The sequence below is a fragment of the Erwinia sp. E602 genome, from assembly GCF_018141005.1.
Lineage (GTDB): Bacteria > Pseudomonadota > Gammaproteobacteria > Enterobacterales > Enterobacteriaceae > Erwinia.
Genome location: NZ_CP046582.1, coordinates 4,759,814 through 4,785,592 on the forward strand (window position 1 = coordinate 4,759,814; position 25,779 = coordinate 4,785,592).

The window sequence follows — 25,779 nt, forward strand, 5'->3', positions numbered from 1 at the left end:
CATGCCGGCTACGGCCGATTTACTCCTTAATTATGCCGCGAGCCCGCAGTAAGGCGGTCTTAAAATCATCCTCATAGTCTTTGGCTAAACCGGGGATAACCGCCGTATCAGCCGCGCTGCGCATTTTAAGATGATAGATCAGCGCGTCATCGCTCAGCGTGGCCAGCGGCTGCGTAAAGCCGGCGTCATCGGCCATCTGCTGTAAAAACTCCAGCAGGTTCAGGTCGGGCTGCTCCTGCCACGCGGGCTGTAACAGGGTAATAAGCTCGTTGAGTCGGTGATATTTCATAGTATTCTTCCTCTGTCAGCCCCTGCCCGATTGCCGGCAGGGAACTCTTTTCATCAGCTAAGGACAGTGATCATGAGTCTGTTTTCCGCTGCGGATAAAGCCACAATCACCGGTGTGATCCTTGCCGGCGGGCGTGGTAGCAGAATGGGCGGCAACGATAAAGGGCTGCTGCTGTATCGTAACCAGCCGTTGTATCAACACGTGTTGTACCGCTTACGGCCCCAGGTAGACAGGGTATGGATTAATGCCAACCGCAATATTGCGTTATATCAACAGAGTGGCCTGCCGGTGATACGCGATACGCTGGCGGACTTTCCCGGCCCACTGGCCGGCATGCTGAGCGCACTGCTACAGGCAGAAACAGAGTGGCTGGCCTTCAGTTCCTGCGATACGCCGCATCTGCCGGACAATCTGGTGGAACATCTGTGGCGGCATAAGGGACTGGCGAAGGCAGTTTGGGCACGTGCGGAACAGCGCGATCACCCCACGCTGGCGCTACTGCACCGGGATCTGGCGGGTTTACTGGCGCAGTATCTGGCACGGGGAGAGCGTAAACTGCTGCTCTTCTTACAGCAGGCGGGCGGGCACAGCGTGGAATTTAGCCTCACCGGACGGGCTTTTGACAATATTAACCGGCCAGAAGATTTAATTGACAGATAATCGCCGGAAACAGACCTCTTTACTCCATATCTGACACGCTTCAGGGGGTATTTTAGCCTTTATAACAGTATGAGAATCTCTTCCTGAGCCATTTATCTCACTAATTTTATGAGAAATTAATTATCTAACAGGTGATTAAGAGGGTTAATGATTCAATGCCTGCAGAAAATAGCTTAAAGACCCTCTCTCAGACGCGCACCATCCGTGATTTTACGCCGATTTTTATACCCGGAGCACAATAAAGCGCCATCACTTTTTATTCGGACCACGGATGAGTCATCAGCCCGGTCCGGAGCGGCGGGTTTTGCGTTTAAAATCTGATTTTTTGACCAGTGAAGAGGGAAAACGGAGGGGGACGAGCCGTTACGGCAGGGGTTTTTTATCGTGTTTTTTGCAAAAGAAAAAACCCCGGCCTTTCGGTCGGGGTTATTCTTTGTTTGATGCCTGGCAGTTTATGGCCCACATCCCTGTGGGCCACCCTTCGGGCCGGCGCTGAGCGCCGTTCAAAATGGCTCCCGGCCATTTTGTCCTGCTCTCGCATGGGGAGGCCCCACACTACCCTCGGCGCTACGGCGTTTCACTTCTGAGTCCGGCATGGGGTCAGGCGGGACCACCGGGCTGAAGACGCAAAAAAGCCCCATGCTTTCGCATGAGGCTTATTGCTTAATTTGATGCCTGGCAGTTCCCTACTCTCGCATGGGGAGGCCCCACACTACCATCGGCGCTACGGCGTTTCACTTCTGAGTTCGGCATGGGGTCAGGTGGGACCACCGCGCTAAAGCCGCCAGGCAAATCTTTTGTGCCGTCCTGTGTCTTTTGCACTGATGCTGCGTTGGCTGCGCTCGTCAGCTCAGTCACATACTGGTGTATGCTCCTTCACTGCCTTCGCTTGCCGCCTTGCCTCAGTACAAAATCCTTCGGACTATAGTCCGCAGAACAACTGAATTCTTTATCCGGTAAAACAAGCTGAAAATCTTTGCGTCTCTCATAACGCTACCAGAACGCTTCTGGCGTTGTAAGGTTAAGCCTCACGGGTCATTAGTACCGGTTAGCTCAACGCATCGCTGCGCTTACACACCCGGCCTATCAACGTCGTAGTCTTCAACGTCCCTTCAGGGGTCTCAGGGACCCAGGGAGAACTCATCTCGAGGCAAGTTTCGCGCTTAGATGCTTTCAGCGCTTATCTTTTCCGCACTTAGCTACCGGGCAATGCCATTGGCATGACAACCCGAACACCAGTGGTGCGTTCACTCCGGTCCTCTCGTACTAGGAGCAACCCCTCTCAATTCTCCAGCGCCCACGGCAGATAGGGACCGAACTGTCTCACGACGTTCTAAACCCAGCTCGCGTACCACTTTAAACGGCGAACAGCCGTACCCTTGGGACCTACTTCAGCCCCAGGATGTGATGAGCCGACATCGAGGTGCCAAACACCGCCGTCGATATGAACTCTTGGGCGGTATCAGCCTGTTATCCCCGGAGTACCTTTTATCCGTTGAGCGATGGCCCTTCCATTCAGAACCACCGGATCACTATGACCTGCTTTCGCACCTGCTCGAGCCGTCACTCTCGCAGTCAAGCTAGCTTATGCCATTGCACTAACCTCACGATGTCCGACCGTGATTAGCTAACCTTCGTGCTCCTCCGTTACTCTTTGGGAGGAGACCGCCCCAGTCAAACTACCCACCAGACACTGTCCCCACGCCGGATTACGGCGCCAGGTTAGAACATCAAACGTTAAAGGGTGGTATTTCAAGGATGGCTCCACGCAGACTGGCGTCCACGCTTCAAAGCCTCCCACCTATCCTACACATCAAGGCTCAATGTTCAGTGTCAAGCTATAGTAAAGGTTCACGGGGTCTTTCCGTCTTGCCGCGGGTACACTGCATCTTCACAGCGAGTTCAATTTCACTGAGTCTCGGGTGGAGACAGCCTGGCCATCATTACGCCATTCGTGCAGGTCGGAACTTACCCGACAAGGAATTTCGCTACCTTAGGACCGTTATAGTTACGGCCGCCGTTTACCGGGGCTTCGATCAAGAGCTTCTCGCAGCGCGATAACCCCATCAATTAACCTTCCGGCACCGGGCAGGCGTCACACCGTATACGTCCACTTTCGTGTTTGCACAGTGCTGTGTTTTTAATAAACAGTTGCAGCCAGCTGGTATCTTCGACTGCCTTCGGCTCCACCCGCGAGGGGGTTCACCTACCGACAGCGTGCCTTCTCCCGAAGTTACGGCACCATTTTGCCTAGTTCCTTCACCCGAGTTCTCTCAAGCGCCTTGGTATTCTCTACCTGACCACCTGTGTCGGTTTGGGGTACGATTCGATGTTACCTGATGCTTAGAGGCTTTTCCTGGAAGCAGGGCATTTGTTACTTCAGCACCGTAGTGCCTCGTCGTCACACCTCAGCGTTAGTAAGGTCCCGGATTTACCTAAGACCTCCGCCTACATGCTTAAACCGGGACAACCGTCGCCCGGCTAACATAGCCTTCTCCGTCCCCCCTTCGCAGTAACACCGAGTACGGGAATATTAACCCGTTTCCCATCGACTACGCCTTTCGGCCTCGCCTTAGGGGTCGACTCACCCTGCCCCGATTAACGTTGGACAGGAACCCTTGGTCTTCCGGCGAGCGGGCTTTTCACCCGCTTTATCGTTACTTATGTCAGCATTCGCACTTCTGATACCTCCAGCAGCCCTCACAGGCCACCTTCGACGGCTTACAGAACGCTCCCCTACCCAACAACATTTACATGTCGCTGCCGCAGCTTCGGTGCATGGTTTAGCCCCGTTACATCTTCCGCGCAGGCCGACTCGACCAGTGAGCTATTACGCTTTCTTTAAATGATGGCTGCTTCTAAGCCAACATCCTGGCTGTCTGTGCCTTCCCACATCGTTTCCCACTTAACCATGACTTTGGGACCTTAGCTGGCGGTCTGGGTTGTTTCCCTCTTCACGACGGACGTTAGCACCCGCCGTGTGTCTCCCGTGATAACATTCTTCGGTATTCGCAGTTTGCATCGGGTTGGTAAGCCGGGATGGCCCCCTAGCCGAAACAGTGCTCTACCCCCGAAGATGAGTTCACGAGGCGCTACCTAAATAGCTTTCGGGGAGAACCAGCTATCTCCCGGTTTGATTGGCCTTTCACCCCCAGCCACAAGTCATCCGCTAATTTTTCAACATTAGTCGGTTCGGTCCTCCAGTTAGTGTTACCCAACCTTCAACCTGCCCATGGCTAGATCACCGGGTTTCGGGTCTATACCCTGCAACTTAACGCCCAGTTAAGACTCGGTTTCCCTTCGGCTCCCCTATACGGTTAACCTTGCTACAGAATATAAGTCGCTGACCCATTATACAAAAGGTACGCAGTCACACCACGAAGGTGCTCCCACTGCTTGTACGTACACGGTTTCAGGTTCTGTTTCACTCCCCTCGCCGGGGTTCTTTTCGCCTTTCCCTCACGGTACTGGTTCACTATCGGTCAGTCAGGAGTATTTAGCCTTGGAGGATGGTCCCCCCATATTCAGACAGGATGTCACGTGTCCCGCCCTACTCATCGAACTCACAGAATATGCGTTTTTGTGTACGGGAGTATCACCCTGTACCCTGCGACTTTCCAGACGCTTCCACTAACGCACAAACTGATTCAGGTTCTGGGCTGTTCCCCGTTCGCTCGCCGCTACTGGGGGAATCTCGGTTGATTTCTTTTCCTCGGGGTACTTAGATGTTTCAGTTCCCCCGGTTCGCCTCATGCCACTATGTATTCATGACATGATAGTGTGTCGAAACACACTGGGTTTCCCCATTCGGGTATCGTCGGTTATAACGGTTCATATCACCTTACCGACGCTTATCGCAGATTAGCACGCCCTTCATCGCCTCTGACTGCCTAGGCATCCACCGTGTACGCTTAGTCGCTTAACCTCACAACCCACAAGCGTCCCGCAGGACAACTCGAAAGTTGCAAGCATTTGAGAGACTCGAACATATCGTTGACTTCATTCTTATTACGGAGAATGAAAACGACATGTCGTTTCAATTTTCAGCTTGTTCCGGATTTTTAAAGAGCAAATATCTCAAACGTGACTGGCCTTACGGCTTAATCAGTTTTGAGATACTGGTTGGTAACGTCTTTCACGTCGTTACCGGTGTGGCGTCCCCAAGGGGATTCGAACCCCTGTTACAGCCGTGAAAGGGCAGTGTCCTGGGCCTCTAGACGATGGGGACCTTGGGTGCTACTTTGCTCGTTACTTTTCTATCAGACAATCTGTGTGGACACTACGCGGGAAAGTATCTTGAGGTAAGGAGGTGATCCAACCGCAGGTTCCCCTACGGTTACCTTGTTACGACTTCACCCCAGTCATGAATCACAAAGTGGTAAGCGCCCTCCCGAAGGTTAAGCTACCTACTTCTTTTGCAACCCACTCCCATGGTGTGACGGGCGGTGTGTACAAGGCCCGGGAACGTATTCACCGTAGCATTCTGATCTACGATTACTAGCGATTCCGACTTCACGGAGTCGAGTTGCAGACTCCGATCCGGACTACGACGCACTTTATGAGGTCCGCTTGCTCTCGCGAGTTCGCTTCTCTTTGTATGCGCCATTGTAGCACGTGTGTAGCCCTGGCCGTAAGGGCCATGATGACTTGACGTCATCCCCACCTTCCTCCGGTTTATCACCGGCAGTCTCCTTTGAGTTCCCGACCGAATCGCTGGCAACAAAGGATAAGGGTTGCGCTCGTTGCGGGACTTAACCCAACATTTCACAACACGAGCTGACGACAGCCATGCAGCACCTGTCTCACGGTTCCCGAAGGCACTAAGGCATCTCTGCCGAATTCCGTGGATGTCAAGGCCAGGTAAGGTTCTTCGCGTTGCATCGAATTAAACCACATGCTCCACCGCTTGTGCGGGCCCCCGTCAATTCATTTGAGTTTTAACCTTGCGGCCGTACTCCCCAGGCGGTCGACTTAACGCGTTAGCTCCGGAAGCCACGCCTCAAGGGCACAACCTCCAAGTCGACATCGTTTACAGCGTGGACTACCAGGGTATCTAATCCTGTTTGCTCCCCACGCTTTCGCACCTGAGCGTCAGTCTTTGTCCAGGGGGCCGCCTTCGCCACCGGTATTCCTCCAGATCTCTACGCATTTCACCGCTACACCTGGAATTCTACCCCCCTCTACAAGACTCTAGCCTGCCAGTTTCAAATGCAGTTCCCAGGTTAAGCCCGGGGATTTCACATCTGACTTGACAGACCGCCTGCGTGCGCTTTACGCCCAGTAATTCCGATTAACGCTTGCACCCTCCGTATTACCGCGGCTGCTGGCACGGAGTTAGCCGGTGCTTCTTCTGCGGGTAACGTCAATCGACGAGGTTATTAACCTCATCGCCTTCCTCCCCGCTGAAAGTACTTTACAACCCGAAGGCCTTCTTCATACACGCGGCATGGCTGCATCAGGCTTGCGCCCATTGTGCAATATTCCCCACTGCTGCCTCCCGTAGGAGTCTGGACCGTGTCTCAGTTCCAGTGTGGCTGGTCATCCTCTCAGACCAGCTAGGGATCGTCGCCTAGGTGAGCCATTACCCCACCTACTAGCTAATCCCATCTGGGCACATCCGATAGCGTGAGGCCCGAAGGTCCCCCACTTTGCTCTTACGAGGTTATGCGGTATTAGCTACCGTTTCCAGTAGTTATCCCCCTCTATCGGGCAGTTTCCCAGACATTACTCACCCGTCCGCCACTCGTCACCCAAGAGCAAGCTCTCTGTGCTACCGTTCGACTTGCATGTGTTAGGCCTGCCGCCAGCGTTCAATCTGAGCCATGATCAAACTCTTCAATTAAAAGTTCGATTTGCTGCAACAAGTGCAGCGATGCTCATCTGTAAAACGTCATAATGAATTTCATTATGTGTTCACTCGTGAGACTTGATATTTTTTGACACCCGAAGGTGTCTGATATCAATCCTGCGAGTGCCCACACAGATTGTCTGATAAATTGTTAAAGAGCGGTGCAATCAGTGCCGAAGCTTCCTGTTGCGAGGTGGCGTATATTACGCTTTCCTCCTTCGGAGTCAACTTCTTTTTGAGAAGTTTTTTCCGGCGGTTCAGAACTTCCTGAACCTCTCAACACGCTGGCCTGTAAGCCGTTGTTCCGTGTCGATGGAGGCGCATTATAGGGAGTTCCCGACGGGTGACAAGTGTTTATTGCAAAAAAATGACTGAGAGCCGTTTTTTTGGTCATAAGCGGTAAAAACACACAATAACGGCGCATTAAAAGCGCAATTTCGGCCAGAACAGACATGTAACACCTCCCCGCTGACATAACAGAGCTGCTACTCTCTCTGCGTCAGGTGCACTTTTGGTACCATAACCCTCAATAAAAGGACCACCCATGATCAAATCCGCGCGCAGTATGGCCGGACTTCCGTGGATCGCCGCCATGGCCTTCTTTATGCAGGCGCTGGATGCCACCATCCTCAACACCGCGCTGCCCGCTATCGCTGACAGCCTGCAGCGTTCTCCGCTGGCGATGCAGTCGGCAATTATCAGCTACACCCTGACGGTGGCAATGCTGATCCCGGTCAGCGGCTGGCTGGCCGATCGTTACGGTACCCGTAAGGTGTTCATTGTTGCCGTGCTGCTGTTTTCACTCGGTTCACTGGCCTGTGCGCTCTCCGGCTCTCTGGCGATGCTGGTCACCTCGCGCATTATCCAGGGCATCGGTGGTGCGATGATGATGCCGGTGGCACGCCTGGCGCTGCTGCGTGCCTATCCGCGCAGCGAGCTGCTACCGGTGCTGAACTTTGTCACCATGCCCGGCCTGGTCGGCCCGGTGCTGGGGCCGCTGCTGGGCGGCGCGCTGGTCACCTGGGCCAGCTGGCACTGGATATTTTTAATCAACATTCCGATCGGCCTGCTCGGCATCTTCTATGCCCGCAAATATATGCCTGACTTTACCACCCCGAAACGTCGCTTCGACCTGGCAGGTTTTTTGTTGTTTGGTCTGGGGCTGGTCGGCATTTCCGGGGGGATTGAGCTGTTTGGTGAGCGGGTGGTATCCAGCCTGGTCGCCGGCGGGGTGCTGGCGGGCGGCATTGTGCTGCTGCTTCTATATATAGTACACGCGCGGCGACACCCTTCCCCGCTGCTGCCGCTGCCGATGTTTAAGACCCGCACCTTCTCGGTGGGCATCGTCGGCAACATTGCTTCACGGCTGGGCACCGGCTGCGTGCCGTTCTTAATGCCGTTAATGCTGCAGGTCGGCTTCGGTTACACCGCGCTGCTGGCCGGCTTTATGGTGGCACCGATTGCGCTGGGATCTATTCTGGCCAAATCAACCGTGACGCGCGTGCTGCGCTGGTACGGTTATCGCAAAACGCTGACCGGCATCAGCGTGATTATCGGCGTGCTGATCGCCTCTTTCTCGCTGCAGTCGGCTAGCTGGAGCATTGCGACGCTGCTAATCCCGCTGTTTGTGCTGGGTATGGCGATGTCGACGCAGTTTACCGCGATGAACACCATTACGCTGGCCGACCTGAGCGATGCCAACGCCAGCAGCGGCAACAGCATGCTGGCGGTCACTCAGCAGCTGGCGATAGGTTTTGGCGTGGCGGTCAGCGCCGCCGTGCTGCGCTTTTATGAGAACTTCGATGGCACCACCCTGCAACACTTCCACGCCACCTTCCTGACCATGGGCGCGATCACCGTGCTGTCTGCGGGGGTGTTCCTGCTGCTGAAGCCGGGCGATGGCCGCAACCTAATCAGCGATCGCGATAAGAAGAAGCCGGTTTAACGTTCCCCGACCGAATCACGCTCCACCAGCTCCGGGGTCAGCACCAGCAGTTGCGGGCTGGCACCGGGCTGGTTCAGCCGCTGCAGCAGCGTATCCACCGCCAGCTGGCCCAGTTCATCTTTCGGCTGATGAATGGTGGTCAGCGGCGGGGTCATATAGCGCGCCAGTTCAATATCATCGTAGCCCATCACCGCCATATCCTGCGGCACGGTCAGCCCGGCCTGATAGAGGGCATGGTAGACGCCCACCGCCATCGCATCGTTGCTGGTGAACACCGCCTGTGGCGGCTGCTCCAGCGCCAGTAGCGCATTCATGGCGTTGTAACCGCCCTGGAATTCGAAATCAGCCTCAATAACGTAGCCCGGCAGGATCGGCAGCCCGGTGGCCTGCATCGCCTGGCAATACCCCTCAAGCCGCAGGCGGGCGGGGGTTTTATCCTGCGGCCCGGCGATACAGGCAATGCGCGTATAGCCACGCGAGATCAGAAACCGCGTGGCGATGTCACCGCCCAGCAACGCGTTATCCTGAATGATATCGCTGCCCTGTTCGAACGGAGCCCAGTCCATGATCACCGAGGGGATGGTCGGATAGCGTTTAAGGATATCGGCGGCTGGGGTATGGCTCTCGGTACACATTACCAGCAGGCCGTCCACGCGCTTTTGCAACAGCGTTTCCAGGCTGCGGTTCATACGGTCTTCGTCACCTTCGGTATTGCACAGCACCAGGCTGTAGCCGCGCTCGTAGCAGCTGCGCTCCACGCCGCGCACCACTTCCGAATAGAACGGGTTGCTGCTGGCGGTCAGCAGCATGCCGATGGTGCGGGTCTGATTGATCTTCAGGCTGCGCGCCAGCGCCGAGGGGGCGTAGTTCAGCTGGCCGATCGCCGCGGTCACCTTTTCACGCACCGCCTCGCTGACGAAGCGGTTGTTGTTGATTACGTGCGATACGGTAGAAGTAGAGACGCCCGCCAGGCGGGCGACGTCTTTCATAGTGGCCACACATTTACTCCTGCTGTTGCAAGAAGCCGTCTGTCTCTTCACGCCAGGGAACGGAGGGCTGTGCGCCACGACGGGTGACGGCAATCGCCGCGGCCGCATGCGCGAAACGCACGGCTTCGGTCATCGGCCGCTGCTCCAGCAGCGCGGTGATCAGCGCGCCGTTGAAGGTATCGCCAGCGGCGATGGTGTCCACCGCTTCAACGCGAAAACCGGGCACGCGCTGGCCGTTACCCTGCTCGCTGAGCCAGACGCCGCGGCTGCCGAGGGTAATCAGTACGGTACTGATGCCTTTCGCATGCAGTACCGACGCGGCCTGCGCAGCGGCAGCGTCAGAATCGACGACGACGCCGGTGAGGATCTGCGCCTCGGTCTCATTCGGGGTGATGATATCAATCAGCGCCAGCAGCTGGTCAGACAGCGCCGTAGCCGGTGCCGGATTGAGGATCACCTGAGTATGGTGCTGACGGGCAATCTGTGCCGCCGCCAGTACGCTCTCCAGCGGCGATTCCAGCTGCATTAACAGCGCGTCCGCATCGGCAATCACCTGCTGATGCTGCTGCACGCGGTCGGGGGTCAGTGCCGCATTGGCACCGGCATGAATGCCGATGGTATTTTCACCTTCGCCATTAACAAAAATAAGCGCCACGCCGGTCGGTTCGCCCGCCACTGCGGCAACCGGGGTGATGTCAATACGATCGCTGGCCAGCTGCTGGCGCACGCGCTCGCCGATGTCGTCGTCACCGACGCAGGCGATAAAAGCAATGTCGGCACCGCTGCGCCCGGCCGCCACAGCCTGGTTAGCTCCTTTTCCGCCAAAGGCCACCTGATACTGGTTGCCGATCACCGTTTCACCCGGACGGGGAAAATGGGCCAGGTTAAGGATGTGATCTGCGTTGATGCTGCCAAGGACAGCCAGTTTGCCGGTTTTCGTCATGAGAGTATCCAGATAAGTGCGCCACCCGAAGGTGGCGCGTGCCATGCTTTTCTTTGATTTATTTGGTGACCAGCTTCAGGTCTACCGGGTTAATGGCCTGAACCTTCTGGCCTTTCAGCACTTTATCCGCGGTTTGCACGCCGATAACGCCGATCTGCTCCGGCAGCTGAGCTACGGTCGCGGCCAGTTTGCCGCCTTCGACTGCTTTCACGCCGTCTGGCGTGCCGTCAAAGCCCACCACGAGAACATCAGATTTTCCTGCGGTTTGCAATGCGCGCAATGCGCCCAGCGCCATTTCATCGTTCTGCGCGAACACGGCCTGCACGTCAGGATGCGCGGTCAGCAGGTTCTGCATCACGTTCAGGCCTTTGGTACGGTCAAAGTCCGCTGGCTGGCTGGCCAGGATGTTGAACTTGTGTTCGTCGGCGGCCTGTTTGAAACCTTCACCGCGCTCACGCGCTGCTGAGGTACCGGCAATGCCTTCCAGCTCGATAATTTTCGCACCGTCACCCAGCTTTTTGGCCAGGAAGTTACCGGCAGTCTTGCCGCCAAAGCGGTTGTCAGAAGCGACATGGCTGACCACCGTGCCCTGAGCAGCCACGCGGTCCAGGGTGATCACCGGAATGTTAGCCTGGTTGGCCATCTTCACGGCGTTACCCACCGCATCAGAGTCGGTAGGGTTGATCAACAGCACTTTGGTGCCGCGCACGGTCAGATCCTGCACGTTCGCCAGCTCTTTTGCCGGGTTGTTCTGTGAATCCAGCACGACCAGGTTGTAACCCAGCTTGTCCGCTTCCTTCTGCGCGCCATCCTTAAGAGACACGAAGAACGGGTTGTTCAGGGTAGAGACCACCAGAGCGATGGTGTCTTTAGCCATGGCGCTGGCGCTGAGGGTGGCGCCAAGCAGTACGGCCAGTGCAGTCAGTTTGTTCATCTTCATGTACGTATCCTGTGTAAGGTAAAAGAGTTATTTACTGCTTTTGTTGTCTACCAGCACCGCCAGCAAGATAACCACCGCTTTGACGATCATTTGGTAGTAAGAAGAAACGCCGAGCAGGTTGAGCCCGTTATTAAGGAAACCGAGGATTAACGCGCCGATCAGCGTGCCCATAATGCGGCCTTTCCCGCCGGCCAGGCTGGTACCGCCCAGCACCACAGCCGCAATCGCATCCAGCTCGTAACCGGTACCGGCCGTTGGCTGTGCCGAGGAGAGACGCGCCACCTCGATGGTGCCCGCCAGCGCCGCCAGCATGCCGCACAGCGCGTAAACGATGATTTTTACCCGGTTAACGCTGATGCCGGAGAGGCGGGTAGCCGATTCGTTGCCGCCCAGCGCATAGATATAGCGGCCCAGACGAGTGTGGTGCAGCATGTACCAGGCGGCGAGAAACACGATCGCCATCAGCCACACCGGGGTCGGGATGCCCAGCGGGCGGCCGATGCCGAACCAGCCGAACAGATCCGCGTTGTCGTTGAAACCGGTATTGATCGGGCTGCCGTTGGTATAAACCATGGTCACACCGCGCAGCAGCAGCATCATCACCAGCGTGGCGATAAACGCCTGCACTTTACCGCGGGCCACGATGGTGCCGGTAATGCCGCCAATCAACGCGCCCAGCGCCAGCGCTGCCGCCACCGCTACCAGCGCATTAACTTCCAGGCCGACGATCGACGCCGCCACCGCGCCGGTCAGCGCCAGCAGCGATCCCACCGACAGATCGATGCCGGAGGTGAGGATCACCAGCGTCATGCCCACCGCCATAATGGCGTTAACCGAGGTCTGCTGCAGAATGTTAAACAGGTTTGCCACGGTGAAGAAGTTTGGGCTGAGGCTGGAGACGATGGCGATCAACACCACCAGCGCAATCAGCGACTTCTGTTCCAGCAGCCAGGCCTTACTGATCAGCCGGCGTGAAGGGATAGTTTGCGTACTCATAGTTATGCCAGCTCCGCGCTGTAATGTTTACCTACTGCCGCCGCCATCAGAATTTCCTGCGAGGCCTGTTCAATCGGGAAGTCACCGCTGAGGCGGCCTTCGTGCATTACCAGCACGCGGTCGCTCATGCCCAGCACTTCCGGCATTTCGGAAGAGACCAGGATGATGCTCAGCCCCTCCTCTTTAAACTGGTTAATCAGCTGATAGATCTCTTTCTTCGCCCCGACGTCGACGCCGCGCGTCGGTTCATCAAGGATCAGCACCTTTGGCCGGGTCATCAGGCCGCGGGCAATCGCCACTTTCTGCTGATTGCCGCCGGAGAGCAGGCCAATCGGCTGGTTCATCGACGGCGTTTTGACGTTAAACAGCTTAATAAAGTCGCCCACTGCCAGCTGCTCTTCCGCATGCTTCAGGCGACCGCCGCCGTGGCTGAAGTACTTCAGCGCGGTCAGCGACATATTCTCTTTTACCGACATGCCGAGCACCAGCCCGTCACGCTTGCGGTCTTCAGAGATATAAACGATGCCGTTCAGCAGCCCCTCTTCCGGCGAACGCGCGGTGACGGCCTGTCCGTCGAGAGTCACCGTGCCGGCGGAACGCTTTAACGCGCCGTACAGCACTTTCATCAGTTCGGTACGCCCGGCGCCCATCAGCCCGGCTACGCCGAGGATCTCGCCCTTACGCAGGGTAAAGCTGACGTCATCCACCCCCGGGCCGCACAGATTATCAACCTTCAGACGCACCCCGCCCGGCGCTTTATCCAGACGCGGATACTGATCTTCCAGCTTGCGGCCGACCATCATCTCAATCAGCGACTCTTCGCTGAGCGAGACCACCTCACGCTCGGCGATAAACTGCCCGTCGCGGAAAATGGTAACGTCGTCGCAGATCTCAAAAATCTCTTTCATCCGGTGCGAGATATAGACGATGCCGCACCCCTGCGCCTTCAGCTCGTTGATCACCCGGAACAGCGAGGCGGTTTCGGTGTCGGTCAGGGCGTCCGTCGGTTCGTCCATGACGATCACTTTTGACTCGAAGCTCAGCACCTTGGCGATCTCCACCATCTGCTGATCGCCGATCGACAGATCGCCCACCAGCCGGTGGCTGCTGAAGCGCAGGTTGAGGCGTTTCAGCAGCGCGTCGGCCTCGCTGTGCATTTTGCTCCACTGGATGCGTCCGAAACGATTCACGAACTCGCGGCCGAGGAAGATATTTTCGGCAATGCTCAGCTGCGGGATCAGGTTCAGCTCCTGATGGATGATGCCGATCCCCGCTTCCTGGGACGCTTTCGGCCCGTTGAAGGTGGTCTCTTTGCCCAGCCAGACAAAGCTGCCGGCGTCACGCTGATAGATGCCGGTCATCACCTTCATCATGGTCGATTTACCCGCGCCGTTCTCGCCCACCAGCGCCATCACGCGGCCGGGGTAGACGTTGAGCGCGGCACCGGAGAGGGCTTTCACCCCCGGAAACGATTTTTCGATGCCTTTCAGTTGCAGTAAAGGTTGCATAACGGCCTCAGAAGGTCACGCCAGCGCTGAGGATCACATTGGCATACGGAGAGCACTCCCCGCTGCGAATGACCGCCTGGCTGCTTTGAGTTTGTTGTTTGAACTGAACGTGACTGACGTAATGAAGGGTAATAAGGTTTCCCTGGTGTTGTTGCAATGTTTCAAGCAGCGTGAGCAGCTGGGCGTGGAGCTGCGGATTATGCTGTTTAATCTCTTCCGCAATCGTAGCACTCTCGACCTGCATCTCATCCGTTACCGCCTGCGCCACCTGTAAGAAGCTGGGAATACCGTGAGTTAAGGCCAGATCGATACGTTGCGGGCCGTGCGGCACCGGCAGGCCGGCATCGCCAATCACGATGGTGTCGGTATGGCCGAGGCGCGCGACCACGGTTGAGATATCAGAATTCAGTAAGGTGCCTTTTTTCATTTTCCACTCCAGAGCGAAACGTTTCGCTGAACTGCAGTGTAAGAAACAGGCAGGGGAAAACAATCGGGAAAATGCGAAAATGTGATCGCTATCGAAACGTTTCGCTGACGCGGGCGGGCAATTTGCTTTAGGGGTAAAATGGCAGCGGTTCCACTGCCATTACGGTGACATTTTTATGACGCGGAGCTATCTCCGTCAGGGAATTTTACGTACCTGCTTTACGTCCAGCTCGACGGAGTTGAAGTCTTTATCCAGTTTACCCTGCAGTTCAACCTTATCCTGCGGGCCGATGGTCTGCCCGTCCCAGCGTTTATGGTCGATCTCCACCTGCAGGGTGCCGGTAGCATCACGGAACTGATAGTCCTCATCGCCCACCCGCTTTTCGATAGTGCCGCGCAGCGTCACCCAGGCATCATCCTTCATATCCAGCGCCTGCTTCACGGTGACCAGGCTGCCATCAGGTCCGCTAAAACCGCCCTGCTGCGTATGCGGTGAGGCGGCGTTCGGGTCAACAAACCCACCCTGCTGTACGGCCAGTACCGGGGTAGCCATCAGGGCGGTAATCGCCAGCAGCGCGGCTGATTTTTTCATCGTCATTATGTGCTCCTTTCTTCCTGAACAGGGCAGCCATCGCTGCCGGATACGTGCTGTTGAGCGGTCATTACAGCAAAGGGTTCTTAACAGGATCTTAAGGCGCAGGCGGCGGTGGCGATTTTTCTTCAGGCTGCGTAAATCACGGCAATTTCCGCCTCGCGCCCTGTACAGCACGACGGATGCTTCGTATAACTCCGTTAACTGAGAGGGAGAAACGATGAGAATTTTGCTGGTGGAAGATGATCGCCTGATCGGCGACGGCCTGCAGGCCGGGCTGGGAAAACTGGGCTTCAGCGTGGACTGGTTCACCGGCGGCACGCAGGGAATGCAGGCGCTGAGCGCCGCCCCCTATGACGCGGTGGTGCTGGACCTGAGCCTGCCGGAGATCGACGGGCTGGCGATCCTGCGCCACTGGCGGCAGCAGGGCCAGGACGAGCCGGTGCTGATCCTTACCGCCCGCGACGCGCTGGAGCAGCGGGTCAGCGGCTTACAGCAGGGTGCCGACGACTACCTGTGCAAACCCTTTGCCCTGAGCGAAGTGGCGGCTCGCCTGCAGGCGCTGATCCGACGCCGCCACGGCCAGCTGCAACCCACCCTGCAGCACGGCGGGCTGGTGCTCAACCCCGCCGCGCACACCGCCACCCTGCACGGCGAATCCTTACCGTTAAAGGCGCGCGAGCTGGCGCTGCTGGAACTGTTCCTGCTCAACGCCGGACGGATCCTGACCCGCGCGCAGCTGGAGGAGAAGCTGTACGGCTGGGAGGATGACGTCTCCAGCAACGCGGTGGAGGTGCATATTCACCACCTGCGTAAAAAGCTCGGCAGCAGCTTTATCCGCACCGTCCACGGCGTCGGCTACGCGCTGGGGGAGGCGCCGTGATGCCGCACAGCTTACGCCTGCGTCTGATGCTGGGCTTTCTGCTGCTGAGCCTGCTGTGCTGGGGCGCGGCGGCGGTCGGCACCTGGTGGCAGACGCGGCACAATATCAATCAGCTGTTCGACACCCAGCAGATGCTGTTTGCCAAGCGGCTGACCACCCTGCAGCAGCAGCCGGTAGCGGATGCCGGGCCGCTGCCGAAAAGCAAAAAAATGCTGCGCCACCACCGCGGCGAGCAGGATGACGACGCGCTGGCGTTTGCGGTGTTCAGCCGCGACGGCCGCATGCTGCTTAACGACGGCGATAACGGTCGCAATTTTCTCTGGCACCCGGGTCAGGACGGCTTCAGTGACGGCCAGCTGCGCGGCGATGACGACCGCTGGCGGCTGCTGTGGCTAACCAGCGCAGACGGGCAGTCACGGGTGGTGGTCGGCCAGGAGTGGGAGTATCGCGAGGATATGACCCGCGATCTGGTGCAGGCCAGCCTGCTGCCCTGGCTGCTGGCGCTGCCGGTGATGCTGCTGCTGATGCTGTGGCTGGTCAGCCACCAGCTGTCGCCGCTTAAGCGTCTGACCCATCAGCTGCGGCAGCGGGCGGCGGACGATGCCGCACCGCTGGCGGATAACGGCGTACCGGCCGAGGTGCGTCCGCTGCTGCAGGCGCTTAATCAGCTGTTTGCCCGCATCAGCCAGACGCTGCTGCGCGAAAGGCGCTTTACCTCCGATGCCGCCCACGAGCTGCGCAGCCCGCTGGCGGCGCTGAAGGTACAGACCGAAGTCGCGCAGCTGGCCCACGACGATACGGCCATGCGCCAGCACGCGCTGGTGAACCTCGACCACGGCATCGATCGCGCCACCCGACTGGTGGATCAGCTGCTGGTGCTGTCACGGCTGGACGACGGCCAGCCGCCGGAGGTCGCCATGCTGGACCTCACCGACCTGCTGCGCCAGGCGATCGTTGAGCAGGATGCGCTGGCCCAGGCGGGCAAGGTGGAGCTGCGGCTGGAGGCGCCCGACACGCTGCACTTCCGCGGCAACCCGCTGCTGCTGGCGTTGCTGCTGCGCAACCTGCTGCATAACGCCATTCGCTACACACCACCGGGGGGAGAGGTCGTGCTGCGGCTGCAGCCGGGCCGGCTAGTGGTGGCCGACAACGGGCCAGGGGTGGATCCGGCGCTGCTGCCCCGGCTGGGGGAACGCTTTTACCGGCCTCCTGGCCAGGCGCTGTCGGGCAGCGGGCTGGGGCTGTCGATCGTGCAGCGGATTGCCCGGCTGCACGGCATACGGGTGCAGCTTAGCAATGGTGATGAGGGCGGGTTAAGGGTGACGCTGGCGTGGTAACGAACAACATCGCCGCGGCGGCTCTGATGAGTCAGCGCGACGATGTTATCCTGGCTTCCGGCTTTACGAGCGGTACTGGTTTAGCCCCTGTTCTGCCAGGCGCACCTGGCAGAACAGCAGCGTCAGATTTCCACCTGCGTCCCCAGCTCAATCACCCGGTTAGGCGGGATCTCAAACTGATCCGGCGCGCGCAGGGCGTTACGCTGCAGCGCCATAAACAGTTTGCCGCGCAGGCGCAGGTACCACGGGCGTTTGCCGATAATCAGCGATTCGTGGGACATAAAGAACGAGGTCTCCATCATCCGGCAGTTCAGCCCTTCCAGCCCGCAGCGGTGGAAAATTTCCTCGACGTTAGGCGTTTCACGCCAGCCGTAGCTGGCCACCACCCGCCAGAAGGTCGGTGACAGCTGCTCGATGGTCACCCGCCTGACGTTATGCACGTAGGGCACGTCCTCGGTGCGCAGGGTCAGCAGCACCACCCGTTCGTGCAGCACCTTGTTGTGCTTGAGGTTATGCAGCATGGCAAACGGGATGATGTTAATCGCCCGCGACATATAGACCGCGGTACCCGGCACGCGCACCGGCGGGGATTTTTCCAGCGAGGCGATCATCGCCTCCAGCGAATTGCCGTGCTCGTGCATCCGGCGCAGCAGGCGGAAACGCTCGCTCTTCCAGGTGGTCATCACCACAAACATCATCAGCGCCAGCGTCAGCGGCAGCCAGCCGCCGGAGAGCAGTTTCACCAGGTTGGCCGAGAACAGCGACACGTCGATGCACAGCATCCCCACCAGCAGCATCACCACCAGCCAGCGGTTCCAGTGCCAGTTTTTAATCGCCACCGTGCTGGCCAGAATCGCCGTCAGCACCATGGTGCCGGTTACCGCGATACCGTAGGCCGCCGCCAGGTTACTGGAGTGTTTGAAGCCGACAATCACAATCACCACCGAGACGAACAGCAGCCAGTTGATCACCGGAATATAGATCTGCCCGGACTCCTGTTCGGAGGTGTAGATGATGCGCATCGGCGGCAGATAGCCCAGCCGCACCGCCTGGCGGGTCAGCGAGAACACGCCGGAAATCACCGCCTGCGAGGCGATCACCGTGGCCAGCGTGGCGAGGATCAGCATCGGTATCAGCGCCCAGTCCGGGGCCAGCAGGAAGAACGGGTTTTTAATCGCCTCCGGGTGTTTCAGCAGCAGCGCCCCCTGGCCAAAATAGTTGAGCACCAGCGACGGCAGCACGACAATAAACCACGCCAGGCGGATCGGGAATTTACCGAAGTGACCCATATCGGCATACAGCGCCTCCACCCCGGTGATTGCCAGCACCACCGCGCCCAGCGCAAAGAAGGAGACCGATTTGTACTCAAAGAAGAAGTGCAGCGCCCAGTAAGGATTCATCGCCTGCAGCACTTCCGGGTTGTTTATAATGCTACGTGCGCCAAGCAGCGCCAGCACGATAAACCACAGCAGCATCACCGGCGCGAACAGTTTGCCGACCAGGCCGGTGCCGTGTTTCTGAATAACAAACAGCAGGGTCAGCACGGCGATCGCCAGCGGCACAATATAGCTGTCCAGCGACGGGGCGGCGATCTCCAGCCCCTCTATCGCCGACAGCACCGACACCGCCGGGGTAATCACCACTTCGCCATAGAAGAAGCTGCCGCCGATCAGCCCCATAATCACCAGAATGGCGGTGGCCCGCCCGCCGGTGTTGCGGCCGGCCAGCGACATCAGCGTCAGAATCCCCCCCTCACCGGCGTTATCGGCGCGCATTACATAGCTGATATATTTCAGTGATACCGTCAGCACCAGCAGCCAGAAAATCAGCGACAGAAAGCCAAACACCGCGTCGCGCTCAACGCCAAAACCGAACTGCCCGGAGAGGCACTCGCGCAGGGTATACAACGGGCTGGTGCCAATATCACCGTACACCACGCCGATGGCGGCCAGCGTCACGGCGCCAAGGGACTGCTTCTTGTCAGAGCTCATAGTTTTGTCTTTTTTTTGCTGAGTTACGCGGGATTGCGTACAGCGTCAGATCCTCAAACGGCGCACAGTATGCACGATTGAGAAAAAAAGCCGATCCTGAATTGCACGGTCGCCGCGTAAAATCGCACGCTTAGCTGGCTCGTGTCACCCTTTGATAATAAAAGAGCTGACTGCAATCCGCACTTTCAAGCATCATAGCCAGTAGTGTTTGCGCTCGCCAGCCACCGGGCTGGCCAGACCGTACAAAAAGGATGAATGTTTTATTATGGCTCAGCCTCATTTACTGGCGGAACGTATTGCCCGCCTCAGCAATGCGCTGGAGAAAGGTCTCTACGAACGCCATCACGCCATTCGCCTGTGCCTGCTGGCGGCGCTGTGCGGGGAAAGCGTCTTTTTGCTTGGGCCACCGGGCATCGCCAAAAGCCTGATCGCCCGCCGCCTGAAGTATGCGTTCCGCAACGCCCGCGCCTTTGAATACCTGATGACCCGCTTCTCCACCCCGGAAGAGGTGTTTGGCCCGCTGTCGATTCAGGCGCTGAAGGATGAAGGCCGCTATCAACGCCTGACTAAGGGCTACCTGCCCGACGCGGAAATTGTGTTCCTTGATGAGATCTGGAAAGCCGGCCCGGCGATTCTGAATACCCTGCTCACCGCCATCAACGAACGCCGCTTCCGCAACGGCGACAGCGAAGAAAAAATCCCCATGCGCCTGCTGGTCACCGCCTCTAACGAACTGCCGGAAGCCGACAGCGGTCTGGAAGCGCTGTATGACCGCATGCTGATCCGCCTGTGGCTGGATAACGTGCATGAAAAACAGAACTTCCGCAGCCTGCTTACCCACCAGCAGGATGAAAACCAGAATCCGGTTACCGATTCGCTGTGCATCAGCGATGAAGAGTATCTGGCGTGGCAGCAGGGTATCACTAAGGTCAGCCTGCCGGATGATGTCTTTGAGCTGATTTTTCAGCTGCGCCAGCTGCTGGAAAACCAGCCGGAAGCGCCCTATATCTCCGACCGCCGCTGGAAAAAAGCCATCCATCTGCTGCAGGCCAGCGCCTTCTACAGCGGGCGCAGTACCATTGCGCCGATTGACCTGATCCTGCTGAAGGACTGCCTGTGGCACGACGTAGCCTCAATGAAGCTGCTCGACCGGGAGATCGACAACCTGCTGACCCAGCAGGCCTGGCAGCAGCAGCCGCTGCTGATTAAACTGCAGCAGGTCAACGCCCGCCGCCTGGCGCTGCAACAGCAGCAGAGCGTGGAGCAGGCGATCCGGCTGGAGAAACACGGCGGCATGTTCAGCCGCAAGCCGCACTATGAACTGCCGGCAACGCTGGCCGCAGAGTCGCTGACGCTGATGCTGCAAAAACCGCTGGTGCTGCACGATATGCAGGTCAGCCATCTCACCCTGACCCGCGAAGCGCTGCAGCACTGGCTGCAGAAGGGCGGCGAGGTGCGCGGCAAACTCAACGGTATCGGCTTTGCCCAGCCGCTCGACCTGCACGTGGACGGCAACGACTGCCTGACCCTGCGCGACGTCAGCCTGCAGTCCACCCGCCTGATGCTGCCCGGTAAGCCGCAGCAGGGGCTGCCGGAAGAGATCGTGCAGGCGCTGGACGCGCTGGATACGCAGCTGCACGCCCAGCGCACGCTGTTCAGCCAGCACCACCGCTGCCTGTTTATCAGCGACGACTGGCTGGCACGTATCGAAGAGAGCCTGCAGCAGGTGGCTGAACAACTGAAGCAGGCACGCCAGTGATTTCGCTGGACACGCTGAGCATGTTCCTCGCGGTCAGCGAGACCGAGCTGATTGAGGAGCTGGCGATCTCGCTGCTGGCCTCCCCGCAGCTGTCCAGCTTCTTTAAAAAATTCCCCAAACTGAAATCGGCCCTCACCCGCGACCTGCCGCAGTGGAAGGCCGAAGTGCTGCAGCAGATGAAAAGCACCGCGGTGCCGGACGATCTGGAAATCGAATTTACCCGCTTTCGCGACTGCCAGACCCTGAGTCAGGCCTCCTTCAGCGCGCAGCTGCCCGCGCTGCTCGACTGGCTGACCCAGCAGCACTCACCCTTCGCCGAACAGGCCCGCCAGCTGACCGAACACAGCGATATCCAGCAGGTCAGCGTTGCCCAGCAGACGCTGTTTCTGCAGCGCTGGCGGCTGAGCCTGACGCTGCAGACCCTGACGCTGAACCAGCAGCTGCTGGAGCAGGAGCGGGAAAAACTGCTGGCCGAGCTGCAGCAGCGGCTGGCGATGAGCGGCCAGCTGGCCCCGGTGCTGGGCGATGATGACGCCGCCGCCGGGCGACTGTGGGATATGACCCGCGGCACGCTGCAGCGCGGTGATTATCAGCTGATCGTCCAGTACGGTGATTTCCTTGCCGGGCAGCCGGAGCTGCTGAAGCTGGCCGAACAGCTGGGCCGCAGCCGCGAGGCGAAAGCGGTACTGGCGGAAGAGGCCCCGCCGGAGCCGTTCCACCAGCTGGTGCGCGAGCCGGAAAGCGTGCCGGAAGAGGTGAACGGACTGCATCAGAGCGACGATATTCTGCGCCTGCTGCCGCCGGAGCTGGCCACCCTCGGCATCAGCGAGCTGGAGATGGAGTTCTACCGCCGGCTGGTAGAGAAAAGGCTGCTGACCTATCGCCTGCAGGGGGAGAGCTGGCATGACAAAGTAACCCTGCGCCCGGTGACCCATCAGCACCACGATCAACAGCCGCGCGGCCCGTTCATCGTCTGCGTGGATACCTCCGGCTCAATGGGTGGCTTTAACGAACGCTGCGCCAAAGCCTTCTGCCTCGCGCTGCTGAAAGTGGCGCTGGCCGACAACCGCCGCTGCCATATCATGCTGTTCGCCGATCAGGTAATCAGCTATGAGCTGACCGCCGGCGACGGCATCAGCCAGGCAATCCGTTTTCTCAGCCAGCGCTTTCGCGGCGGCACCGATCTCGCCGCCTGCCTGGATGCGGTGCTGCAAAAGCTGGCCAGCACCGCCTGGAAGGATGCCGACGCGGTGATCCTCTCCGACTTTATCGCCCAGCGCCTGCCGGAGGCGCTGGTGAAACGCACCCGCGACCACCAGCAGCAGCAGCATCAGCGTTTCCATGCGGTTGCCATGTCCGATCATGGAAAACCCGGCATTATGCGCATCTTCGACCATATCTGGCGCTTCGACACCGGGCTGAAAAGCCGCCTGCTGCGCCGCTGGCAGCGCTAAACCCCGCCCGTTGTCCATTGCATAAAAACGGCAAAAGCCATCTGCTATAGTCATAAGATTGTTTTTTTCCATCAGGCCCGACTGGAGCACCTTGTGACTGCACAACCGACAAAACCGAGCGGGTTACCCGCCGCCACCCGTACACTGCTGTTAAGCGGCGATAACGCAGAACAAAAACGCCAGCAGTTGCTCGCTTACTTCCGCCAGACCTGGGAACTGTATGAGAGCCTGTTTGACTGCCTGGCCGACGAACGCGCTTACTACACCAAGGCGATCCCGCTGCGCCATCCGCTGATCTTCTACTACGGCCACACCGCCACCTTCTACATTAACAAGCTGATGGCCGGGCAGCTGATCGACCAGCGGATTGACGATCCGATTGAAGCGATGATGGCGATCGGCGTCGATGAGATGAGCTGGGACGATCTGGACACCAGCCACTACGCGTGGCCAACGCTGGCCGAGCTGCGCGACTATCGCGGCAAGGTGCGCAGCCGGGTGGAGCAGTTTATTCAGGAGATGCCGCTGACCCTGCCGATCGGCTGGGACAGCCCGGCGTGGGTGATCCTGATGGGCATCGAACATGAGCGCATCCACCTTGAAACCTCCAGCGTACTGATCCGCCAGCTGCCGGTGCAGTGGGTACAGCCGCAGCCGCACTGGCCGGCCTGCACGGACGCGCGCCATGACCGCCACAGCGTGCCGCACAACAGCCTGATTACCCTGGCAGGCGGTACGGTCAGCCAGGGCAAAACCGACGACACCTACGGCTGGGATAACGAATATGGTCACCAGCTCCACCAGGTGCAGCCGTTCCAGGCCAGCCGGATGCTGGTCAGCAATGCCGAATACTACGACTTTGTTGCCGCCGGCGGCTACCGCACCCGCCGCTGGTGGGACGATGAAGGCTGGGGCTGGTGCGAATTTGCTAACGCCACGATGCCGACCTTCTGGGTGGGAGATGCCACCGCGCCCGACGCGCTTAAGTTGCGGCTGATGACCGAAGAGGTACCGATGCCGTGGGACTGGCCCGCCGAGGTCAACCAGCTGGAGGCAGCGGCGTTCTGCCGCTGGAAGGCGGAGCAGACCGGCGAACCGGTGCAGCTGCCCGCCGAGTGCGAATGGCTGCTGCTGCGTGAGCAGGTGCCGGGCGATCAGCCTGAGTGGGATGAAGCGCCAGGCAATATCAACCTTGCCCGCTGGGCCTCCTCCTGCGCGGTCGATCGTTTCCCTCAGGGCGAGTTTTTTGATCTGATCGGCAACGTCTGGCAATGGACCACCACGCCGATCAACGGCCTGGAAGGCTTCCGCGTGCACCCACTGTACGACGACTTCTCCACCCCGACCTTTGACGGCAAGCACTCGCTGATCAAAGGCGGCAGCTGGATCTCCACCGGCAACGAGGCGCTGAAATCCTCGCGCTACGCCTTCCGCCGCCACTTTTTCCAGCACGCAGGCTTCCGCTACGTGGTCTCACGCCACCAGGAGACCATGACCCTCAACCCCTACGAAACCGACAGCATGGTGTCGCAGTACCTCGACTTCCAGTACGGCCCGCAGTACTTCGGCGTCGGCAACTATGCCAAAACGCTGGTGGAGATCGCCAGCGGCCTGACCGACAAGCGCCAGCGTGCGCTGGATATCGGCTGCGCCACCGGCCGCGCCAGCTTTGAACTGGCCCGCCACTTTGAGCAGGTGGTGGGGATGGACTACTCGGCGCGCTTTATCGACGTGGCGCTGCAGCTGACCCGCGGTGAGGACTTCCGTTACGTCACTCAGGAAGAGGGCGACCTGGTTGAGTACCGACAGGTGCGGCTGAAGGATATCGGCATCAGCAGCGAACAGGCCGGCCGCATTCAGTTTGTACAGGGCGACGCCTGCAACCTGAAGCCGCAGCCGGAGAGCTACGATCTGGTGCTGGCGTCTAACCTGATCGACCGGCTGCGCCAGCCGAAACGCTTCCTGCAGGACATCACCGCCATGCTTCGCCCCGGCGGCGTGCTGATGCTCTCCTCGCCTTACACCTGGCTGGAAGAGTTTACGCCGAAGGAGAACTGGCTGGGCGGCGTGCGCGAGAACGGCGAGGCGCTCTCCACTTACCAGGCGCTGCAGCGGCTGCTGGCGGCCGATTATGAAGAGATCGCTCCACCGCAGGATCTGCCCTTCGTGATCCGCGAAACCGCCCGCAAATACCAGCACACGGTGGCGCAGCTGACCGTCTGGCGTAAGCGTAAGCGTTAGCTGTTAGCTGTTAGCCAGCAGGTTTTTAAAGATCCTGCAGGCGACGCAAACCGTAAAGCGAAGGGAGCCTGTCAGGATCCTGGCAGGCAACCTGAACCGGGCACGGGGCTAACGGTGCCCTTCCTTCAGACAACACAAACCGTAAAGCGAAGGGAGCCTGTCCACGGAGTAAAGCATCACGGGCCACGGACGGCCCGTGCTGAGCCGTCATGGAAGACGTTTTTTGCGTCTTTACGGAGTGGACAGGCTCCCTGAAGCTGCCACATTCCAGCAGCAGACAACGTTTTTTGCTTTTTGCTTTTTGCTTTTTGCTTTTTGCTTTTAAAAGCTTCCCACTGTTATTCCGGCAATTTTATTGTCAATTTCCCTTATTTCCTGCACATTATCCCCTTAAACACTGAACAATCCCTAACCGGAGTGACCATGGCCGACACCCTGCAACCCGATAACCTCGATCGCGGCATCCTCAACGCGCTGCTGGACAATGCCCGCATCGCCTACGCCGAACTGGCCAAACAGTTCAACGTCAGCCCGGGCACCATCCACGTGCGGGTAGAGAAGATGAAGCAGGCTGGCATCATCAAAGGCACCCGGGTAGACATTGATCCCAAACAGCTGGGCTACGACGTCTGCTGCTTTATCGGCATCATCTTAAAGAGCGCCAAAGACTACCCGTCCGCGCTGGCGCGGCTGGAAGCGCTGGATGAAGTGGTCGAGGCCTACTACACCACCGGCCACTACAGCATCTTCATCAAGGTAATGTGCCGCTCCATCGACCACCTGCAGCAGGTACTGATCAACAAGGTGCAGACCATTGATGAAATCCAGTCCACCGAAACCCTGATCTCCCTGCAAAACCCGATCATGCGCCCGATCAAACCCTGATCGGTGCATAACATTATCCACAGCCATTTCTGGCATAAATCAGCCAGATAAAACGCCCCAATGACATTGAGAAAAGGATCTTCTCATTAGCCC

General features: G+C 58.6%; 18 protein-coding genes, 1 tRNA gene and 4 rRNA genes. 8 read left to right on the top strand and 15 right to left on the bottom strand.

Annotation, left to right across the window (positions count from 1 at the left end; all coding sequences use genetic code 11):
• Positions 1-19: 19 nt before the first annotated feature.
• A complete protein-coding gene (locus GKQ23_RS23405) occupies positions 20-289 on the bottom strand; it encodes a YihD family protein (RefSeq protein ID WP_056233495.1) in 270 nt (89 codons plus the stop codon).
• Positions 290-361: 72 nt separating this feature from the next.
• Here GKQ23_RS23405 and mobA point away from each other — a divergent pair, with 72 nt between their 5' ends.
• Positions 362-949: a molybdenum cofactor guanylyltransferase MobA gene (gene mobA / locus GKQ23_RS23410; RefSeq protein WP_212409546.1), complete on the top strand. Its 588-nt coding sequence runs from the start codon at positions 362-364 to the stop codon at positions 947-949.
• 521 nt (positions 950-1,470) lie between these two features.
• Here the strand turns inward: mobA and rrf (GKQ23_RS23415) are convergent.
• The 6 genes from rrf (GKQ23_RS23415) to GKQ23_RS23440 all read right to left on the bottom strand — a co-directional run bounded on the left by rrf (GKQ23_RS23415) (position 1,471) and on the right by GKQ23_RS23440 (position 7,251).
• Positions 1,471-1,581 (bottom strand): 5S ribosomal RNA (gene rrf, locus GKQ23_RS23415).
• 41 nt (positions 1,582-1,622) lie between these two features.
• Positions 1,623-1,738: ribosomal RNA gene (gene rrf / locus GKQ23_RS23420) — 5S ribosomal RNA — on the bottom strand.
• Positions 1,739-1,966: 228 nt separating this feature from the next.
• Positions 1,967-4,874 (bottom strand): 23S ribosomal RNA (locus tag GKQ23_RS23425).
• Positions 4,875-5,101: 227 nt separating this feature from the next.
• Positions 5,102-5,177, bottom strand: a tRNA-Glu gene (locus GKQ23_RS23430).
• A 74-nt stretch (positions 5,178-5,251) separates the two neighbouring features.
• Positions 5,252-6,791: ribosomal RNA gene (locus GKQ23_RS23435) — 16S ribosomal RNA — on the bottom strand.
• The 16S, 23S and 5S rRNA genes sit together here with 1 tRNA gene alongside, the layout of an rRNA operon.
• 157 nt (positions 6,792-6,948) lie before the next feature.
• The gene (locus tag GKQ23_RS23440; RefSeq protein ID WP_212409547.1) at positions 6,949-7,251 is read right to left on the bottom strand and encodes a hypothetical protein; all 303 of its coding nucleotides are present in this window, start codon (positions 7,249-7,251) and stop codon (positions 6,949-6,951) included.
• A 90-nt stretch (positions 7,252-7,341) separates the two neighbouring features.
• On the opposite strand from GKQ23_RS23440, the gene GKQ23_RS23445 reads away from it, so the two are divergent.
• Positions 7,342-8,742: a DHA2 family efflux MFS transporter permease subunit gene (locus GKQ23_RS23445; RefSeq protein ID WP_212409548.1), complete on the top strand. Its 1,401-nt coding sequence runs from the start codon at positions 7,342-7,344 to the stop codon at positions 8,740-8,742.
• Here GKQ23_RS23445 and rbsR read toward each other — a convergent pair.
• The 7 genes from rbsR to GKQ23_RS23480 all read right to left on the bottom strand — a co-directional run bounded on the left by rbsR (position 8,739) and on the right by GKQ23_RS23480 (position 15,136).
• The gene (gene rbsR / locus GKQ23_RS23450) at positions 8,739-9,740 is read right to left on the bottom strand and encodes a ribose operon transcriptional repressor RbsR (RefSeq protein WP_249168455.1); all 1,002 of its coding nucleotides are present in this window, start codon (positions 9,738-9,740) and stop codon (positions 8,739-8,741) included. The genes GKQ23_RS23445 and rbsR overlap by 4 nt on opposite strands.
• A 4-nt stretch (positions 9,741-9,744) precedes the next feature.
• Positions 9,745-10,674 (bottom strand): ribokinase, encoded by a 930-nt coding sequence (gene rbsK, locus GKQ23_RS23455; RefSeq protein ID WP_056241158.1) that lies wholly within the window; start codon positions 10,672-10,674, stop codon positions 9,745-9,747.
• Positions 10,675-10,732: 58 nt separating this feature from the next.
• The gene (gene rbsB / locus GKQ23_RS23460) at positions 10,733-11,614 is read right to left on the bottom strand and encodes a ribose ABC transporter substrate-binding protein RbsB (RefSeq protein WP_369814406.1); all 882 of its coding nucleotides are present in this window, start codon (positions 11,612-11,614) and stop codon (positions 10,733-10,735) included.
• Between the two features lie 27 nt (positions 11,615-11,641).
• Positions 11,642-12,610 (bottom strand): ribose ABC transporter permease, encoded by a 969-nt coding sequence (gene rbsC, locus GKQ23_RS23465; RefSeq protein ID WP_056241154.1) that lies wholly within the window; start codon positions 12,608-12,610, stop codon positions 11,642-11,644.
• Positions 12,611-12,612: 2 nt separating this feature from the next.
• Positions 12,613-14,118, bottom strand: coding sequence for a ribose ABC transporter ATP-binding protein RbsA (gene rbsA / locus GKQ23_RS23470; RefSeq protein ID WP_056241149.1), 1,506 nt, complete (start codon positions 14,116-14,118; stop codon positions 12,613-12,615).
• A gap of 7 nt (positions 14,119-14,125) precedes the next feature.
• A complete protein-coding gene (gene rbsD, locus GKQ23_RS23475; RefSeq protein WP_056241145.1) occupies positions 14,126-14,545 on the bottom strand; it encodes a D-ribose pyranase in 420 nt (139 codons plus the stop codon).
• 195 nt (positions 14,546-14,740) lie between these two features.
• Positions 14,741-15,136 (bottom strand): YgiW/YdeI family stress tolerance OB fold protein, encoded by a 396-nt coding sequence (locus GKQ23_RS23480; protein WP_212411966.1) that lies wholly within the window; start codon positions 15,134-15,136, stop codon positions 14,741-14,743.
• 220 nt (positions 15,137-15,356) lie between these two features.
• Between GKQ23_RS23480 and qseB the strand changes: the two genes are divergently transcribed.
• Both qseB and qseC read left to right on the top strand, forming a co-directional pair.
• Positions 15,357-16,019, top strand: coding sequence for a quorum sensing response regulator transcription factor QseB (qseB, locus tag GKQ23_RS23485; RefSeq protein WP_212409549.1), 663 nt, complete (start codon positions 15,357-15,359; stop codon positions 16,017-16,019).
• Positions 16,019-17,356: a quorum sensing histidine kinase QseC gene (gene qseC / locus GKQ23_RS23490; RefSeq protein WP_371820038.1), complete on the top strand. Its 1,338-nt coding sequence runs from the start codon at positions 16,019-16,021 to the stop codon at positions 17,354-17,356. The genes qseB and qseC overlap by 1 nt, the downstream gene beginning before the upstream one ends.
• A gap of 122 nt (positions 17,357-17,478) precedes the next feature.
• On the opposite strand, the gene kup is transcribed toward qseC, so the two are convergent.
• Complete coding sequence (gene kup, locus GKQ23_RS23495) at positions 17,479-19,347, bottom strand: low affinity potassium transporter Kup (RefSeq protein ID WP_056241137.1); 1,869 nt, start codon at positions 19,345-19,347, stop codon at positions 17,479-17,481.
• Between the two features lie 265 nt (positions 19,348-19,612).
• On the opposite strand from kup, the gene ravA reads away from it, so the two are divergent.
• From ravA to asnC, 4 genes are all read left to right on the top strand, one after another.
• On the top strand, positions 19,613-21,106 hold the full coding sequence (gene ravA / locus GKQ23_RS23500) for an ATPase RavA (RefSeq protein ID WP_056241134.1): 1,494 nt from the start codon (positions 19,613-19,615) through the stop codon (positions 21,104-21,106).
• On the top strand, positions 21,103-22,560 hold the full coding sequence (gene viaA, locus GKQ23_RS23505; protein ID WP_212409551.1) for an ATPase RavA stimulator ViaA: 1,458 nt from the start codon (positions 21,103-21,105) through the stop codon (positions 22,558-22,560). The genes ravA and viaA overlap by 4 nt, the downstream gene beginning before the upstream one ends.
• 93 nt (positions 22,561-22,653) lie before the next feature.
• Positions 22,654-24,801: a 5-histidylcysteine sulfoxide synthase gene (ovoA, locus tag GKQ23_RS23510; protein ID WP_212409552.1), complete on the top strand. Its 2,148-nt coding sequence runs from the start codon at positions 22,654-22,656 to the stop codon at positions 24,799-24,801.
• A 423-nt stretch (positions 24,802-25,224) separates the two neighbouring features.
• Positions 25,225-25,686, top strand: a complete 462-nt coding sequence (gene asnC / locus GKQ23_RS23515; RefSeq protein ID WP_056241126.1) for a transcriptional regulator AsnC — start codon at positions 25,225-25,227, stop codon at positions 25,684-25,686.
• Positions 25,687-25,779 lie beyond the last annotated feature (93 nt).